The following is a 13,951-nucleotide window of genomic DNA, read 5'->3' on the forward strand; positions in this document are numbered from 1 at the left end:
AAGTGGAGCTCTCATGGCAAAGCACCTGTTCACTTCTGAGTCAGTATCAGAAGGCCATCCAGACAAAATTGCAGACCAGATTTCTGATGCGGTTCTTGATGCGATTCTTGAGCAAGACCCGAAAGCACGTGTTGCATGTGAAACTTACGTAAAAACCGGCATGGTCATGGTCGGTGGTGAAATTACCACTTCTGCCTGGGTTGATATCGAAGAACTGACACGCGAAACCGTACGCGAAATCGGCTACGTTCACTCAGACATGGGCTTCGACGCCAACTCTTGTGCTGTTCTCAACACCATCGGCAAACAGTCTCCTGACATCAACCAAGGCGTTGATAAAGCCGACCCTAAAGAGCAAGGTGCGGGCGACCAAGGCATTATGTTCGGTTACGCATGTAACGAAACCGAAGTACTGATGCCAGCACCAATTACCTACGCGCACCGTTTGATGGAACGTCAAGCGAAAGTACGTAAAGATGGCACGCTGCCATGGTTGCGCCCTGATGCGAAATCACAGGTTACTTTCCAATACGATCAAGGCAAAATTGTTGGTATTGATGCGGTTGTGCTGTCTACTCAGCACTGTGATTCTATCTCAACACCGGATCTGCGCGAAGCGGTGATGGAAGAGATCATCAAGCCTGTTCTTCCTTCAGAATGGCTAAACAAAGAAACCAAGTACTTCATCAACCCAACCGGTCGTTTCGTTATCGGTGGTCCCATGGGTGACTGCGGTCTGACCGGTCGTAAGATCATCGTTGATACCTACGGCGGCGCAGCGCGTCACGGTGGTGGTGCTTTCTCTGGTAAAGATCCATCGAAAGTAGACCGTTCTGCCGCTTACGCAGCACGTTACGTGGCGAAAAACATCGTCGCAGCTGGCATGGCTGATCGTTGTGAAATCCAACTGTCTTACGCTATTGGTGTAGCGGATCCAACCTCTATCATGGTGGAAACATTCGGTACTGAGAAAGTGTCGCACGACATCATCATTGAAGCCGTTCGCCAGTTCTTCGACCTACGTCCATACGGTCTGCAAGAGATGCTGAATCTGCTTCAGCCAATCTACAAGAAGACCGCTGCATATGGTCACTTCGGTCGCGAAGAGTTCCCTTGGGAAGCAACCGACAAAGCAGCACTACTGCGTGAGTTTGCTGGCATCAAATAATCAGCCTCTTCTCGAACAGAAAGCCTCTGCTACAATGCAGGGGCTTTTTATTATGCGTATAAATTGATTATGCGTAAGAAAACAAATTTCGCCGTTTGAAGAAGAGCCCATGTTGCACCACGAACTAGCCGAACAATCCTCGCAAGTCCTCGCCCACTGTATCGCCTTAGCCGAGCAACGCTTTCAGCGCACTTTCCCTCTGCCCAAACTCAGTTTTAACGTTCGAGGCAAAGTGGCGGGAAAAGCTTACTTGCAACTGAATGAGATACGCCTGAATCCCGTATTGTTCAAAGAGAACCCTGATGAGTTTTTGCAAGAGGTGATTCCTCACGAAGTCGCCCACCTCATCGCCTATCAGATATTCGGGCGCGTCAAACCTCACGGTAAAGAGTGGCAAGCGATTATGGAGCAGGTATTTCAGCAACCAGCAAGAACGACGCATCGCTTTAATATCCATTCGGTCCAAGGGAAAACCTTTCAATATCGCTGCGCCTGCGCCGAGTACCCACTGTCAATTCGCCGCCACAACAAAGTGCAACGTCATCAAGCCAGTTATTGCTGCACAAAGTGCCGTCAGCCTTTGCAGTTTACCGGATTACAACTCAGTTAGCGGCCTCTCTAAGCTCGCCCTCAGCGCAGTTTTGACTCAGCTTTAACAATTCGCTCACTACTTCGCGGCAAAACTGAGTGCTACAATCTAAAAAGTCATACTTTTCTAAGACTTTTTAGATGAAATACCTATTTTCACTACTGGCGGCTCTCAGCAGCTTGCCTGTACTGGCTGCGCCCCCGGCCAACTTCTCTGCGGCGAAGAAAGAGGCGCTACAAATTTACCAAGATTATCCGGTCAGTTTTTACTGTGGCTGCGAGATTCAATGGCAAGGAAAGAAAGGCATTCCAGATTTGCAATCTTGTGGTTATCAAGTGCGTAAGCAACAAAATCGTGCCAGTCGTATTGAGTGGGAACATGTGGTGCCCGCTTGGCAGTTCGGCCACCAGCGACAATGTTGGCAAAACGGTGGACGGAAAAATTGCAGCAGACATGATGTTCAGTTTCGCTCGATGGAAGCGGATCTGCATAACCTCACCCCAGCGGTTGGTGAAGTCAACGGCGATCGCTCGAACTTTAACTTTAGCCAGTGGAATGGCGTTGATGGTGAGACCTATGGCCGCTGTGAAATGCAGGTCAATTTCAAAGCGCGTAAAGTGATGCCGCCGGATCGCGCTCGGGGCTCGATTGCTCGCACTTACCTCTACATGAGCCGAGAGTACGGTTTCCAACTGTCGAAACAGCAGACTCAGTTGATGCAAGCATGGAATAAAACTTATCCCGTATCGGAGTGGGAATGCATACGCGATGAGCGAATTGCCAAAGTTCAGGGCAACCACAACTCTTATGTGAAGGAAGCGTGTCAAACGCGATAGAAAAATCCCAGTGTCGCCACTGGGATTTCATCATACTTACTCTTTCGCGCCGATATCCTCAAGATAACCAAAGCGTTCTTTACGCTCTTGCTGTGGGGCATAACGCATTTCGCCGGACTCATCGTAAGAACGACCAACAATTTCACACCACCCTTTCCCTAGCGGCATTGTCTTTGGACGCATTGTGCTGCTAGGCATATTGGCGCGAATGTCATTTTCACTCACATTCAAAATGCGTTGTGCGACCAACACGGCACGATCACGCACATTAGCATCGGCGAGACGATTGCGCTGTCCCCACAACACTTTCCAATCGTTACAGCTATAATACGTCGTTTGTGGAACCGACAAGAACGCCACTTCTGAGTACACCTTGTACTTTTTGTACATCATGTAGCTTTCAAACAGCATAGCGACATCCTCTTGTGGCGTAGAGTAGCCGTAAAACGCCGCCGCGCCATCTCGTTCAAATTCGCCACCCGCCTGTTGCCCCGTAGACTGACGAACTCTATCGGTCATGGCTTCACCATGAAATGAGACTTGTGCCGCTTCCAATAACAATGCAGAAGTGAGAGGCTGACTGCCGGTCAACTGCTTAGCCACATGATCAGCGGATTCAATCTCGCTGTAAATGGTGCCGCTATCGGCCAATTGCAACAAGTCATTTGGCGGTAGCAGATCGTTCGCGTGCGCCAGTTCATGAGACAACAAACGGAATAGACCCGGTGCAATTTGTTCCGTTTTACGCTCCCCATTGCGCGTAGCATCGTAGTCATTTGAGTAAGTAACATAGTCAAACGTGCTGCTATCCAAATAGCGAGTAGCGCTGTCATAGCTGAACTGTTTTGAAAATGCCTGACGATAATCTTCTTGCTGGTAAATCGTGCTCCAATCGCTAGCATTACGCCACAGGTAGGCAGCATCAATATACATAGAAGCGGTCGATGGATGATAAAATGACGGACGAATATCATAACTGAGCACTATAGTGTTCAGTGGCTTAAACATATTCAGCAGGTCCTGATCATTGATTTCACGTAGCGCGTCGATAAAGCTTTCCGCCATCCAGGCATGAGAAACCAATAAACGGGAACGAATATCCTCAATAGTGACATTTTGCTGCTTGTCAGCACCGATTGGGCGAATTTTTTCTAACAAGCAAGAGCGTCGCTGCTTGTAGATCTTGGCACACTCCAGCGCGGCGTCTGAAAGTTCAGAGGCTTGATAGGCATAGATTTTACTCAATGATGGATCACCTTTGATATTGGGTGAACCAGGGCCATTTGGGCCATCAGATGAAGAAGAGCCGCCATTACAGCCAGCTAAAGTCATCAGCAGGGCACAAGCCACTGCCAGTTTGGTCTTTTTCATAACACTATCCATGATTATTGTACTTATTAATTTGTTTAAACTTTGCCAGCTTGAATACGTTCGCCCCCGCAAAGCGGCATACAAACTATTCAGGAAAACAATAAATAACAATCACTTTGGCGAAAAATTACGACCCTGCGCTTAAATTACCATACTGACTTGTTTTTTCTCCTCTGAGCATCCATGTTAATCTCTAATTCATTCTGTCTGTTGCAGGAACTCGAAACACAATGCGCATCCCTCGAATTTATCACCCCGAAACACTCCATCTGCACCACATCGTCGCCTTGCAGGAAGACGCTGCTGGCCATATCGGCCGCGTTTTGCGCATGAAAGAAGGGCAAGAAGTGCTGCTGTTTGATGGCAGTGGCGCACAATTTCCTGCCGAAATCACCGAAGTCAGCAAAAAGCAGGTGTTGGTCAAAGTGACACAGCGGGAAGAAAACAGCAGCGAGTCGCCTTTAGATCTCCATTTGGGGCAAGTGATCTCGCGCGGTGAAAAGATGGAGTTCACCATCCAGAAATCGGTAGAACTTGGGGTCAATACCATCACGCCACTGATTTCGGAGCGCTGCGGCGTTAAGTTGGATGAAAAACGCTTTGAGAAAAAACTCGCTCAGTGGCAGAAAATAGCCATTAGCGCTTGCGAGCAATGCGGACGTAACACCATCCCAGAGATTCGACCCATTATGTCGCTCGAAGCTTGGTGCGCGGAAGAGTACGACGGCCTAAAGCTCAATCTGCACCCTCGCGCCAAATATTCGATCAACACGCTACCAGCGCCGGTCAGCAAAGTGCGCCTGCTGATTGGTCCTGAAGGGGGCCTCTCTGCAGAAGAGATCGACATGACGCAAACCTATCACTTTGAAGAGACCCTACTCGGTCCACGCGTGTTGCGTACTGAAACAGCAGCACTGACTGCCATTACCGCGCTACAAGTTCGTTTCGGCGATTTGGGTTAATACGGAGAACACACATGATCAAACTCGGCATCGTAATGGACCCTATTTCGTCCATTAACATCAAGAAAGACTCCAGCTTCGCCATGTTGCTGGAAGCGCAACGTCGCGGTTGGGAAATCCATTACATGGAGATGAATGATCTACACTTAGAGCAAGGCGTGGCGATTGCCGACACCAAAGTGGTCGAGCTAAAAGAAGATCCTAACGGCTGGTACCAATTTAAGTCAGAGCAAACCATTGAACTGGCTGAACTGGATACGGTGTTGATGCGTAAAGATCCACCATTTGACACAGAATACATTTACGCCACCTACATTTTAGAGCGCGCAGAAGAGCAAGGCACCTTAATCGTCAACAAGCCACAAAGCCTGCGTGATTGTAACGAGAAACTCTTTACCGCTTGGTTCCCAGAGCTGACGCCAATCACCATGGTGACGCGCAAAGCAGAAAAGATAAAAGCGTTTCGTGAAGAGCATGGCGACATCATCCTTAAACCGCTTGATGGCATGGGTGGTGCATCAATTTTCCGAGTCAAAGAGAACGATCCGAACGTCTCAGTGATCATCGAAACCTTGACCAATCACGGACAAAACTACGCGATGGCGCAAACCTTCGTGCCAGACATCAGCAATGGCGACAAACGTATTCTGGTGGTGGACGGCGAACCCATGCCTTACTGTTTAGCGCGCATCCCAGCCAAAGGGGAAACGCGCGGTAACCTCGCTGCTGGCGGTCGTGGTGAAGCTCGCCCACTGAGCGAAACCGATAAGAAAATTGCACTAGCCGTCGCACCAACGCTGAAAGAAAAAGGGCTGATTTTTGTTGGTTTGGATGTGATTGGCGATAAGCTCACCGAGATCAACGTGACCAGCCCAACTTGTATTCGCGAGATTGAAGCGGCGTTTGATATCTCGATTACCGGTAAATTGATGGATGCGATTGAGCGCCGCCTGCAAGCCAAAGCTTGAGCACTCAAGAGCCAGTTGGGGCCGGATGGCCCCTTTGACGGGGAGTCATGTATGAATTTGACCAATCATTTTCTGGTGGCCATGCCGGGGATGAAAGATCCCTATTTCCAGCACCGCGTGATCTACATTTGTGAACACAATGAAGAGGGCGCGATGGGGCTGATGATCAACGCGCCAATCGACATCACCGTGGGCAAAATGCTGGAACAGGTCGATGTGCAGCCAGTTCATCCGCAGCTGCATACACAAAGCCTGACCAAACCGGTGTACAACGGCGGCCCAGTTTCCGAGGATCGCGGTTTCATTCTGCACCGCCCCAAAGATTACTACGAGTCGAGCATTCAGATGACCGATCACATCGCCGTCACTACGTCCAAAGATATTTTGACGGTACTCGGCACGGAAGCGGAACCGAGCAGTTATCTCGTCGCTTTAGGCTATTCAGGCTGGAGCGCTGGACAGTTGGAAAGCGAGCTAGCGGAAAACGCTTGGTTAACCGTCGAAGCCAGCCCGGAAATCATTTTCGATACCCCTATCGCCCAGCGTTGGCAAAAAGCGGTACAGATGCTGGGTATTAATGCCATCCAACTTTCCAATCAGGCAGGGCACGCTTAACTCGCTGCCCTTCACTCACTTATTGTTACTTAGGTTATTTATGTCACGTACCATCATGGCTTTCGATTTTGGCACCAAGAGCATTGGCAGCGCCATTGGCCAAGAAATTACCGGCACCGCATCGCCGTTAAAGGCCTTCAAAGCCAACGATGGAGTTCCCAATTGGGACGAGATTGAAAAGCAGATCAAAGAGTGGCAGCCCACGTTACTTGTGGTCGGGTTGCCGACCGATCTGCACGGAAAAGATCTGCAAACCATCACTCCTCGGGCGAAGAAATTTGCCCAGCGGCTGCATGGCCGTTTCGGTTTGCCCGTGGAGCTGCACGATGAGCGCCTTTCCACCACCGAAGCACGCGCCGAACTGTTTTCGATGGGCGGCTACAAAGCCTTAAGCAAGGGCAATGTCGATTGTCAATCTGCGGTGATCATTCTAGAAAGCTGGTTTGAAGCGCAGTGGGGCTAACCGGACGAGGAAAATCGCAAGAGAGGGACAACTTTCCCTCTCATTGCAGAAAAGTCCGGGCTTAATCCATATCGATCTTCACATTGGCCAAGGATCCGGTGTTATTGAGATCGCCGCGCTGGGTTTTGAGCATCAAACGCAGATCGTTGGCCGAATCGGCACTGTGCAACGCATCTTCTTCGTTGATCTTACCTTCCACCACCAACTTATACAGCGATTGATCAAAGGTCTGCATGCCGATTTCTTTGGAGCGCGCCATGGTCGCTTTCAACTCATGCAACTCGCCGCGGCGGATCAAATCCGACACCCTTGGGCTGTTGAGCAACACTTCAAACACGCCGTGACGGCCTTTGCCGTTTTTATCACGCAGTAACTGCTGACCAATCACCCCTTTGAGATTCATGGATAGATCAAACAGGAATTGCTCTTTTTGCTCTTTCGGCACTAAATGCAGGATCCGCTCCAACGCTTGGTTGGCGTTGTTAGCGTGCAGAGTGGCCATGCACAAGTGGCCCGTTTCGGCAAAGGTCATGGCGTATTCCATCGTCTCTCGGCTGCGGATCTCGCCGATGAGGATCATATCTGGCGCTTGACGCAGCGAGTTTTTCAGCGCCACTTCGTAACTTTCGGTATCGAGCCCCACTTCCCGTTGGGTGACGATACACCGCTTGTGCTCGTGAACAAATTCAATCGGATCTTCCACCGTCAGAATATGACCACTACGATGGCTATTGCGATAGCCCGTCATCGCCGCCATGGTGGTGGATTTCCCCGACCCCGTCGCTCCCACCACCAGCACAAGACCGCGTTTGGCAATCGACAAATCTTGCAGCACTTGGGGCAACTTGAGTTCTTCAAACGTCGGAATATGGGTTTCAATGCGGCGAATCACCGCGCCCGGTAGCTCTCGCTGATAAAACGCACTGACGCGAAAACGGCCAGAATCACGCACAATCGCGAAATTTGATTCACGGGTTTTACGAAAATCGGCGCGCCGCTCTTCATCCATGGCACCGTCGAGAAACTGCGCGACCTCAGCTTCTGAGAGCTTAGCGCCTTGCGGGCGTAATTCGCCATCGACGCGAAACAGCACCGGCGCGCCCACCGTAATATACAAATCCGACGCTTTAAGAGAGAGCATCCCTTCCAGCACTCGGTTTAACTCAATACTCATGCTGCTCTCCGCTAGAACTTGATCGCTTCGACTTCGATTTTGGCGTCCACTTCTTCTTTGCCAACTTTACCTTGAGCAATCAACTGCCGCGCATTTTGCTCCATGGTTTGCATGCCATGCGCCGCACCCGTCTGAATGATCGAATACATCTGTGCCACCTTGTCTTCACGGATCAAGTTGCGGATCGCAGGCGTCGCCATCATGATCTCATGACACGCGACACGCCCACCGCCAATCCGCTTGAGCAGCTTCTGGGCGATCACCGCGCGCAGTGATTCAGAGAGCATAGAGCGCACCATGTCTTTGTCACTGCCGGGGAACACATCAATGATCCGGTCAACGGTTTTCGCCGCACTGCTGGTATGCAGCGTGCCAAACACCAAGTGACCCGTTTCAGCGGCGGTCAGCGCAAGACTGATGGTTTCCTGATCGCGCAGCTCACCGACTAAAATCACGTCAGGATCTTCACGCAGCGCGCTACGCAGCGCATTTTTAAAACTGTGCGTATCACGGTGCACTTCACGCTGGTTGATCAAACACTTTTGGTTTTGATGAACAAACTCAATTGGATCTTCAATGGTGAGAATGTGCTTGTTGTAGTGGCGGTTGATGTAATCAACCATCGCCGCCAATGTGGTGGATTTACCGGAGCCTGTTGGCCCAGTCACCAGCACTAGCCCTTTTTCACTGCGCACAATTCTTTCAAAAATCTCTGGCGCATCCAACTCTTCTAAGGTCGGGATCTTGGTCGGAATGGTACGAAACACCGCCGAGCAGCCACGCGACTGGTGAAAAGCATTAACACGAAAACGCCCTACCTTGGGTAATTCAAACGAGAAATCGACTTCCAGTTTTTCCTCAAATTCACTACGCTGAGAATCATTCATGATTTCGAACACCAGACGATGAACATCAGCATGACTAAAAGCGGGCACGCCAAGCTTTCTTACATCGCCATCTATGCGTACCATAGGCGGAACGCCAGCAGAAAGATGTAGATCCGACGCGTTATGCTTTACACTAAAATCCAGTAACTCAGTGATATCCATTATTTTTCCTTACAAAAACTTGCTATGACTAGTATTCAACAAAACATTGAACATATCACCACACAGATCCGTCGCTCTGAACAAAAGTGTGGACGAGCTCCAGAGTCAGTGCAACTTCTGGCAGTGAGTAAAACTAAACCTGTCGAGGCAATTCTCGAAGCGTACCATGCCGGACAGTGCGCTTTTGGTGAAAACTATGTGCAAGAAGGGAGCGAGAAGGTCGACTTTTTTGCCAAGCGTCATCCAGACAAAAACATTGAATGGCACTTTATTGGCCCTATTCAGTCCAATAAAAGCCGTTTGGTGGCGGAGCGTTTTGCCTGGGTGCACACCGTGGATCGCGAGAAAATCGCCCAGCGTTTGAATGATCAGCGCCCAGTAGATCTGCCGCCTTTACAAGTGCTGATTCAGGTTAACACCAGCGGCGAAGCCTCAAAATCCGGTGCCAGCGAAACAGAAATATTTGCCCTCGCCGAGTTGATTTCGCGCTTACCCAACCTCACCTTAAGAGGGTTGATGTCCATCCCGGAAAATGTCGATGACTACGCCGCGCAACTGGCCGCTTTTGAGCAATTAGCCGCCTTGCAACAGCGCTTGCGCCAGCATTATCCTCTGGTGGACACCCTTTCGATGGGCATGAGCGGAGACATGGAAGCGGCAATCGCAGCAGGCTCGACCATGGTTCGTATCGGCACAGCCATTTTTGGTGCGCGCGATTACGCAAGCAAAGCGTAAAAGGCGCGCCAGCACACTGACACAAGTGGAATTGATAGAGATGGAACAAAAAAAAATTGCCTTTATTGGTGCAGGAAACATGGTGCGTGCGATTGTCTCTGGCCTCGTGGGCAACGGATACCCTGCAACACACATTACCGCCACAGCGCCAAGCGAAACTCGCCGGTTGCCACTGGAGAAAGAGTTTGGCATTGGCACCAAGGCGGATAATCTCGCTGCCGCTCGTGAAGCAGATGTGGTGGTCCTTTCCGTCAAACCGCAAATGATGGAAGAGGTGTGCCAACCGCTGCAAGCGCTCGACTTTAACGGCAAACTGGTGATTTCCATCGCCGCTGGCATCAGTTGTCAACGCCTCAAGCAGATGCTTGGCACCTCGCAAGATCTGGTGCGTGTAATGCCCAACACGCCATCGCAACTGGGGCTAGGAATGAGCGGACTGTATGCGCCCGACTCGCTAAGCGATGCAGACAAAACATTTGCGCAAAACCTGATGCAAGCGGTCGGCAAAACTTGCTGGGTGGCGCAAGAATCTGGCATCAATAACGTGATTGCCGCAGCAGGCAGCGCGCCAGCCTATTTCTATTTGTTTATGGAAGCGATGCAAGCGGAAGCGATGGCACAGGGATTTGATAAAGCCACCGCGCGTCTGCTGGTGGAGCAATCTGCGCTGGGCGCAGCAAGTATGGTGGTCAACAATCCGGATTGCGAGCTTTCGACCTTGCGCGAAAACGTCACCTCCAAAGGGGGGACTACCGCCGAAGCGATCCGCACGTTTAATGACCATCAGCTCAGTGATATCGTCGCCAGAGCGATGCGCTCCGCGGTAGAACGCGCACAAGAGATGGAAAAACTGTTTTAATTACCCTGCTGCCTCAGGCAGCATAACCTTTTAAGGGGCATCTATGAGTTCAATGAGTTTCCTGATTTCGACGCTGTTCGATCTCTACATCATGGTGGTGATCTTACGGATCTGGCTGCAAGCCGCACGCGCCGATTTCTATAACCCATTTTCACAATTTATCGTCAAAGCAACCCAGCCAGTGATCGGCCCGCTGCGCCGCGTGATCCCATCGATTGGTAGCCTTGATCTTGCCACTGTGCTGTTTGCCTACCTGCTGTGCATACTGAAATTTGTCGCGTTAGTGATGGTCGCGTCAGGCGGCTCAGTCAGTTTTAGCGCAGACTTCCTCTTCCTCGGGCTACTGTCATTAATTAAAGCCGCGGGCGGACTACTCTTTTGGGTGTTGTTGATCCGCGCGATCTTAAGCTGGGTAAGCCAAGGCCGCAGCCCAATTGAATACGTTTTCCATCAATTAACTGAACCTATGCTGGCGCCGATCCGCCGCATTCTGCCGGCCATGGGCGGTTTTGACTTAAGTGTGCTGGTGCTGTTTATTGTGCTGCAATTTGCCAATTTCCTGATGGGCGATCTCATCGGCCCTATCTGGTATCAACTATAATGAGCCAAGCTGCTTGGCAAGAGGGGCAGGATGTGGTGCTGCGGCTCTACATCCAACCCAAAGCCAGCCGTGATAAAATTCTGGGTTTGCATGGTGATGAGCTGAAAATCGCCATTACCGCGCCGCCCGTGGATGGCAAAGCGAATGCCCATCTAGCTAAATTACTGGCCAAGATGTTTAAAGTCGCCAAAAGTCTGGTTGAGATTGAAAAAGGCGAGCTTGGCCGTCACAAACAAGTGCGCATCCATGCCCCGACACAGATACCAGAGGAAGTGAAAGCCATCTTGTGATGGCTTTTTGTTTGTCACACACCACAAGGTGTAAGGAAGTTTACAATGAAAAAATGGATCGCCGCCCTGCTGACTTGCTTGGTCGCCCTGCCGACTTGGGCTGGGCAATTTAAAGAGATCAAAGATACCGAAGTACACTACGTGGCGCTGAGCTCTACCTTCTTAACGCCGCAAGTGGCGAAAAGTTATGGGCTAAAACGCAGTGAATATTCCGCCATCGTGAATATCAGCGTGCTGGATAAAAGCCGAGTCGGCAAACCTGCGCTAACGGCAACGGTCAAAGGGCAAGCGAAAAACCTGCTCGGCCAGATCCGCACCTTAACGTTTAAAGAAATACGTGAAGGCGAGGCGATTTACTACATCGCAGAGCTGCCAGTGAATCATGAAGAGTCACTGACGTTTGATTTAGACATCAATGCCGGCCTCAAAGGGGCAGGCAAACTCACCTTTACGCAAAAATTTTATATAGAAGAGTAACAACAAGCATGAAGAAGATCGTATTGGCCACTGGCAATCAAGGCAAGGTGCGCGAGATGGCGGATTTATTGGCCGATTTTGGTTTTGACGTGGTCGCGCAGAGCGAATTTAACGTCTCTGAAGTGGCTGAAACGGGCACGACTTTTATTGAAAATGCCATTATCAAAGCGCGTCATGCCGCCAAAGAAACGGGCTTGCCAGCCATTGCCGACGACTCTGGCCTTGAGGTCGATTTTCTTCAAGGCGCACCCGGCATCTATTCCGCACGTTACGCAGGCGAGAAAGCCTCAGATCAAGAGAACTTAGAAAAGCTATTAACCGCGATGGAAGGTGTGCCAGAAGCGCAACGTAGCGCTCGTTTCCATTGTGTATTGGTTTTGATGCGTCATGAAAACGACCCAACGCCGATCGTCTGTCATGGAACGTGGGAAGGGCGAATCCTAACCCAAGCACACGGTGAAAACGGCTTTGGTTACGACCCCATCTTCTTCGTACCGGAAGAGAACTGTGCCTCGGCTGAACTTGCACCTGCGCGGAAAAAGCAGCTTTCACATCGTCGCAAAGCGTTACAACAGTTGTTCGCCACCCTTAGCCAGCAGCCATTAGCGTAAGGCAGCATGATGTTAAAGCCTCCTGCTCTCAGTTTGTATGTGCACATTCCTTGGTGTGTACAAAAATGCCCGTACTGCGATTTCAACTCTCACGCTGTAAAAGAAGCGATCCCGGAGCAGCAGTACATTCTTGCCTTGTTGGAAGATTTGGATCGCGACATTGAGAAATATCGTCTCAATGCTGCACCACGCCCGCTGCACTCAATCTTCATCGGCGGTGGCACACCCAGTTTAATTTCCGCAGAAGGGATAGCGCAGCTCTTGCAAGGCATTGAGCAGCGGATTGCCTTCACGCCAGAGATCGAAATCACCATGGAAGCCAACCCCGGTACGATAGAAGCCAAGCGCTTTGCTGGCTATCGCGCTGCGGGAGTAACACGGATTTCGATTGGTGTGCAAAGCTTTGAAGCGGAAAAACTCGAACGTTTAGGACGGATCCATGGTCAGCAAGAAGCGGTCGCTGCCGCGCAGCTTGCTCACCAAATAGGTCTCAACAGTTTCAATTTGGATTTGATGCACGGTTTGCCGGATCAAAGTATTGATCAAGCCTTGGCGGATCTCGATAAAGCGATTGAGCTCAACCCGCCGCACCTCTCTTGGTATCAGCTCACGATCGAGCCGAACACCATGTTTTACTACAAACCACCCGTGTTACCTGATGATGATGATTTGTGGGACATTTTCGAACAAGGCCACCAGAAACTGACCGCAGCAGGGTATGTGCAGTATGAAATCTCCGGTTACAGCAAACCTGGTTATCAGTGCCGTCACAACCTCAACTACTGGCGCTTTGGCGACTATCTCGGCATCGGTTGTGGCTCCCACGGTAAACTGAGTTTTGCCGATGGGCGTATCATTCGCACCACCAAAATCAAACACCCTCGAGGCTACTTAGCGGCATATCAGAATATGGTCAAACCCTATCTTGATAGTGAGCAGTTGGTTGCGGCGCAAGAGAGACCATTCGAATTCTTTATGAACCGTTTTCGTCTAATGGAAGCCTGCCCTAAGCAAGATTTTATCGACACCACTGGGCTAGGATTAGAAGCGATTGCAACGACGATTCAATGGGCGTTGGAAATGGGCTACTTGCGTGAAGATGCCACGCAATGGCAGATCACGGAGAAAGGCAAACTGTTCCTCAATGACCTGCTCGAAGCGTTTATGCCTGACGAAGAGTAAG

The 13,951-nt window shown here is 50.4% G+C and carries 17 protein-coding genes; 14 read left to right on the forward strand and 3 right to left on the reverse strand.

Features of this window, described 5'->3' with window-relative positions:
- The first annotated feature begins 13 nt into the window (after positions 1–13).
- The 3 genes from metK (at position 14) to endA (ending at position 2,593) form a co-directional block, all read left to right on the forward strand.
- A complete protein-coding gene (gene metK / locus I3X05_RS14065) occupies positions 14–1,168 on the forward strand; it encodes a methionine adenosyltransferase (RefSeq protein ID WP_039430517.1) in 1,155 nt (384 codons plus the stop codon).
- A 109-nt stretch (positions 1,169–1,277) separates the two neighbouring features.
- Entirely contained in the window at positions 1,278–1,778 is a 501-nt protein-coding gene (locus I3X05_RS14070) for a SprT family zinc-dependent metalloprotease (RefSeq protein WP_193168117.1), read from the forward strand.
- Positions 1,779–1,897: 119 nt separating this feature from the next.
- Entirely contained in the window at positions 1,898–2,593 is a 696-nt protein-coding gene (gene endA / locus I3X05_RS14075) for a deoxyribonuclease I (RefSeq protein ID WP_337970808.1), read from the forward strand.
- 36 nt (positions 2,594–2,629) lie between these two features.
- Here the strand turns inward: endA and I3X05_RS14080 are convergent, their stop codons facing one another.
- Positions 2,630–3,964, reverse strand: a complete 1,335-nt coding sequence (locus tag I3X05_RS14080; RefSeq protein ID WP_337970809.1) for a hypothetical protein — start codon at positions 3,962–3,964, stop codon at positions 2,630–2,632.
- 230 nt (positions 3,965–4,194) lie between these two features.
- Between I3X05_RS14080 and rsmE the strand changes: the two genes are divergently transcribed.
- Genes rsmE through ruvX form a run of 4 tightly spaced genes read left to right on the forward strand, consistent with a single transcriptional unit; the run spans position 4,195 to position 6,972 of the window.
- Positions 4,195–4,926, forward strand: a complete 732-nt coding sequence (gene rsmE / locus I3X05_RS14085; protein WP_193253845.1) for a 16S rRNA (uracil(1498)-N(3))-methyltransferase — start codon at positions 4,195–4,197, stop codon at positions 4,924–4,926.
- 14 nt (positions 4,927–4,940) lie between these two features.
- Positions 4,941–5,894, forward strand: a complete 954-nt coding sequence (gene gshB, locus I3X05_RS14090) for a glutathione synthase (RefSeq protein ID WP_337970810.1) — start codon at positions 4,941–4,943, stop codon at positions 5,892–5,894.
- A 51-nt stretch (positions 5,895–5,945) separates the two neighbouring features.
- A complete protein-coding gene (locus I3X05_RS14095) occupies positions 5,946–6,509 on the forward strand; it encodes a YqgE/AlgH family protein (protein WP_193168112.1) in 564 nt (187 codons plus the stop codon).
- Between the two features lie 40 nt (positions 6,510–6,549).
- Positions 6,550–6,972, forward strand: a complete 423-nt coding sequence (gene ruvX, locus I3X05_RS14100) for a Holliday junction resolvase RuvX (RefSeq protein ID WP_193187907.1) — start codon at positions 6,550–6,552, stop codon at positions 6,970–6,972.
- 61 nt (positions 6,973–7,033) lie between these two features.
- Here the strand turns inward: ruvX and I3X05_RS14105 are convergent, their stop codons facing one another.
- Together I3X05_RS14105 and I3X05_RS14110 are read right to left on the reverse strand one after the other, a co-directional pair.
- Complete coding sequence (locus I3X05_RS14105; RefSeq protein WP_039431675.1) at positions 7,034–8,140, reverse strand: PilT/PilU family type 4a pilus ATPase; 1,107 nt, start codon at positions 8,138–8,140, stop codon at positions 7,034–7,036.
- 17 nt (positions 8,141–8,157) lie between these two features.
- Complete coding sequence (locus I3X05_RS14110; RefSeq protein WP_193187905.1) at positions 8,158–9,195, reverse strand: type IV pilus twitching motility protein PilT; 1,038 nt, start codon at positions 9,193–9,195, stop codon at positions 8,158–8,160.
- 24 nt (positions 9,196–9,219) lie between these two features.
- On the opposite strand from I3X05_RS14110, the gene I3X05_RS14115 reads away from it, so the two are divergent.
- Genes I3X05_RS14115 through hemW form a run of 7 tightly spaced genes read left to right on the forward strand, consistent with a single transcriptional unit; the run spans position 9,220 to position 13,950 of the window.
- Positions 9,220–9,930 carry a YggS family pyridoxal phosphate-dependent enzyme gene (locus I3X05_RS14115; protein ID WP_193187904.1) on the forward strand — a complete coding sequence of 237 codons (711 nt, stop codon included), beginning with the start codon at positions 9,220–9,222 and terminating at the stop codon, positions 9,928–9,930.
- Positions 9,931–9,970: 40 nt separating this feature from the next.
- Positions 9,971–10,789: a pyrroline-5-carboxylate reductase gene (gene proC / locus I3X05_RS14120; RefSeq protein ID WP_337970811.1), complete on the forward strand. Its 819-nt coding sequence runs from the start codon at positions 9,971–9,973 to the stop codon at positions 10,787–10,789.
- A 43-nt stretch (positions 10,790–10,832) separates the two neighbouring features.
- On the forward strand, positions 10,833–11,390 hold the full coding sequence (locus tag I3X05_RS14125) for a YggT family protein (RefSeq protein WP_045572505.1): 558 nt from the start codon (positions 10,833–10,835) through the stop codon (positions 11,388–11,390).
- Positions 11,390–11,680, forward strand: a complete 291-nt coding sequence (gene yggU, locus I3X05_RS14130; protein ID WP_039430528.1) for a DUF167 family protein YggU — start codon at positions 11,390–11,392, stop codon at positions 11,678–11,680. Before I3X05_RS14125 ends, yggU begins: the two co-directional genes overlap by 1 nt.
- Positions 11,681–11,725: 45 nt before the next feature.
- Positions 11,726–12,157 (forward strand): DUF4426 domain-containing protein, encoded by a 432-nt coding sequence (locus I3X05_RS14135; protein WP_039430529.1) that lies wholly within the window; start codon positions 11,726–11,728, stop codon positions 12,155–12,157.
- 8 nt (positions 12,158–12,165) lie between these two features.
- A complete protein-coding gene (locus I3X05_RS14140) occupies positions 12,166–12,768 on the forward strand; it encodes an XTP/dITP diphosphatase (protein ID WP_045572503.1) in 603 nt (200 codons plus the stop codon).
- Between the two features lie 9 nt (positions 12,769–12,777).
- Positions 12,778–13,950 carry a radical SAM family heme chaperone HemW gene (gene hemW, locus I3X05_RS14145; RefSeq protein WP_337971196.1) on the forward strand — a complete coding sequence of 391 codons (1,173 nt, stop codon included), beginning with the start codon at positions 12,778–12,780 and terminating at the stop codon, positions 13,948–13,950.
- Position 13,951 lies beyond the last annotated feature (1 nt).

The sequence above is a fragment of the Vibrio navarrensis genome (assembly GCF_015767675.1).
Classification (GTDB): Bacteria; Pseudomonadota; Gammaproteobacteria; order Enterobacterales; family Vibrionaceae; genus Vibrio.

Excerpts from the sequence above, each read along its gene's own strand:
- metK (WP_039430517.1), top strand. The coding sequence starts at position 14 with ATGGCAAAGCACCTGTTCACTTCTGAGTCAGTATCAGAAGGCCATCCA.
- I3X05_RS14070 (WP_193168117.1), top strand. The coding sequence starts at position 1,278 with ATGTTGCACCACGAACTAGCCGAACAATCCTCGCAAGTCCTCGCCCAC.
- endA (WP_337970808.1), top strand. The coding sequence starts at position 1,898 with ATGAAATACCTATTTTCACTACTGGCGGCTCTCAGCAGCTTGCCTGTA.
- I3X05_RS14080 (WP_337970809.1), bottom strand. The coding sequence starts at position 3,964 with ATGAAAAAGACCAAACTGGCAGTGGCTTGTGCCCTGCTGATGACTTTA.
- rsmE (WP_193253845.1), top strand. The coding sequence starts at position 4,195 with ATGCGCATCCCTCGAATTTATCACCCCGAAACACTCCATCTGCACCAC.
- gshB (WP_337970810.1), top strand. The coding sequence starts at position 4,941 with ATGATCAAACTCGGCATCGTAATGGACCCTATTTCGTCCATTAACATC.
- I3X05_RS14095 (WP_193168112.1), top strand. The coding sequence starts at position 5,946 with ATGAATTTGACCAATCATTTTCTGGTGGCCATGCCGGGGATGAAAGAT.
- ruvX (WP_193187907.1), top strand. The coding sequence starts at position 6,550 with ATGTCACGTACCATCATGGCTTTCGATTTTGGCACCAAGAGCATTGGC.
- I3X05_RS14110 (WP_193187905.1), bottom strand. The coding sequence starts at position 9,195 with ATGGATATCACTGAGTTACTGGATTTTAGTGTAAAGCATAACGCGTCG.
- I3X05_RS14115 (WP_193187904.1), top strand. The coding sequence starts at position 9,220 with ATGACTAGTATTCAACAAAACATTGAACATATCACCACACAGATCCGT.
- proC (WP_337970811.1), top strand. The coding sequence starts at position 9,971 with ATGGAACAAAAAAAAATTGCCTTTATTGGTGCAGGAAACATGGTGCGT.
- I3X05_RS14125 (WP_045572505.1), top strand. The coding sequence starts at position 10,833 with ATGAGTTCAATGAGTTTCCTGATTTCGACGCTGTTCGATCTCTACATC.
- yggU (WP_039430528.1), top strand. The coding sequence starts at position 11,390 with ATGAGCCAAGCTGCTTGGCAAGAGGGGCAGGATGTGGTGCTGCGGCTC.
- I3X05_RS14135 (WP_039430529.1), top strand. The coding sequence starts at position 11,726 with ATGAAAAAATGGATCGCCGCCCTGCTGACTTGCTTGGTCGCCCTGCCG.
- I3X05_RS14140 (WP_045572503.1), top strand. The coding sequence starts at position 12,166 with ATGAAGAAGATCGTATTGGCCACTGGCAATCAAGGCAAGGTGCGCGAG.
- hemW (WP_337971196.1), top strand. The coding sequence starts at position 12,778 with ATGTTAAAGCCTCCTGCTCTCAGTTTGTATGTGCACATTCCTTGGTGT.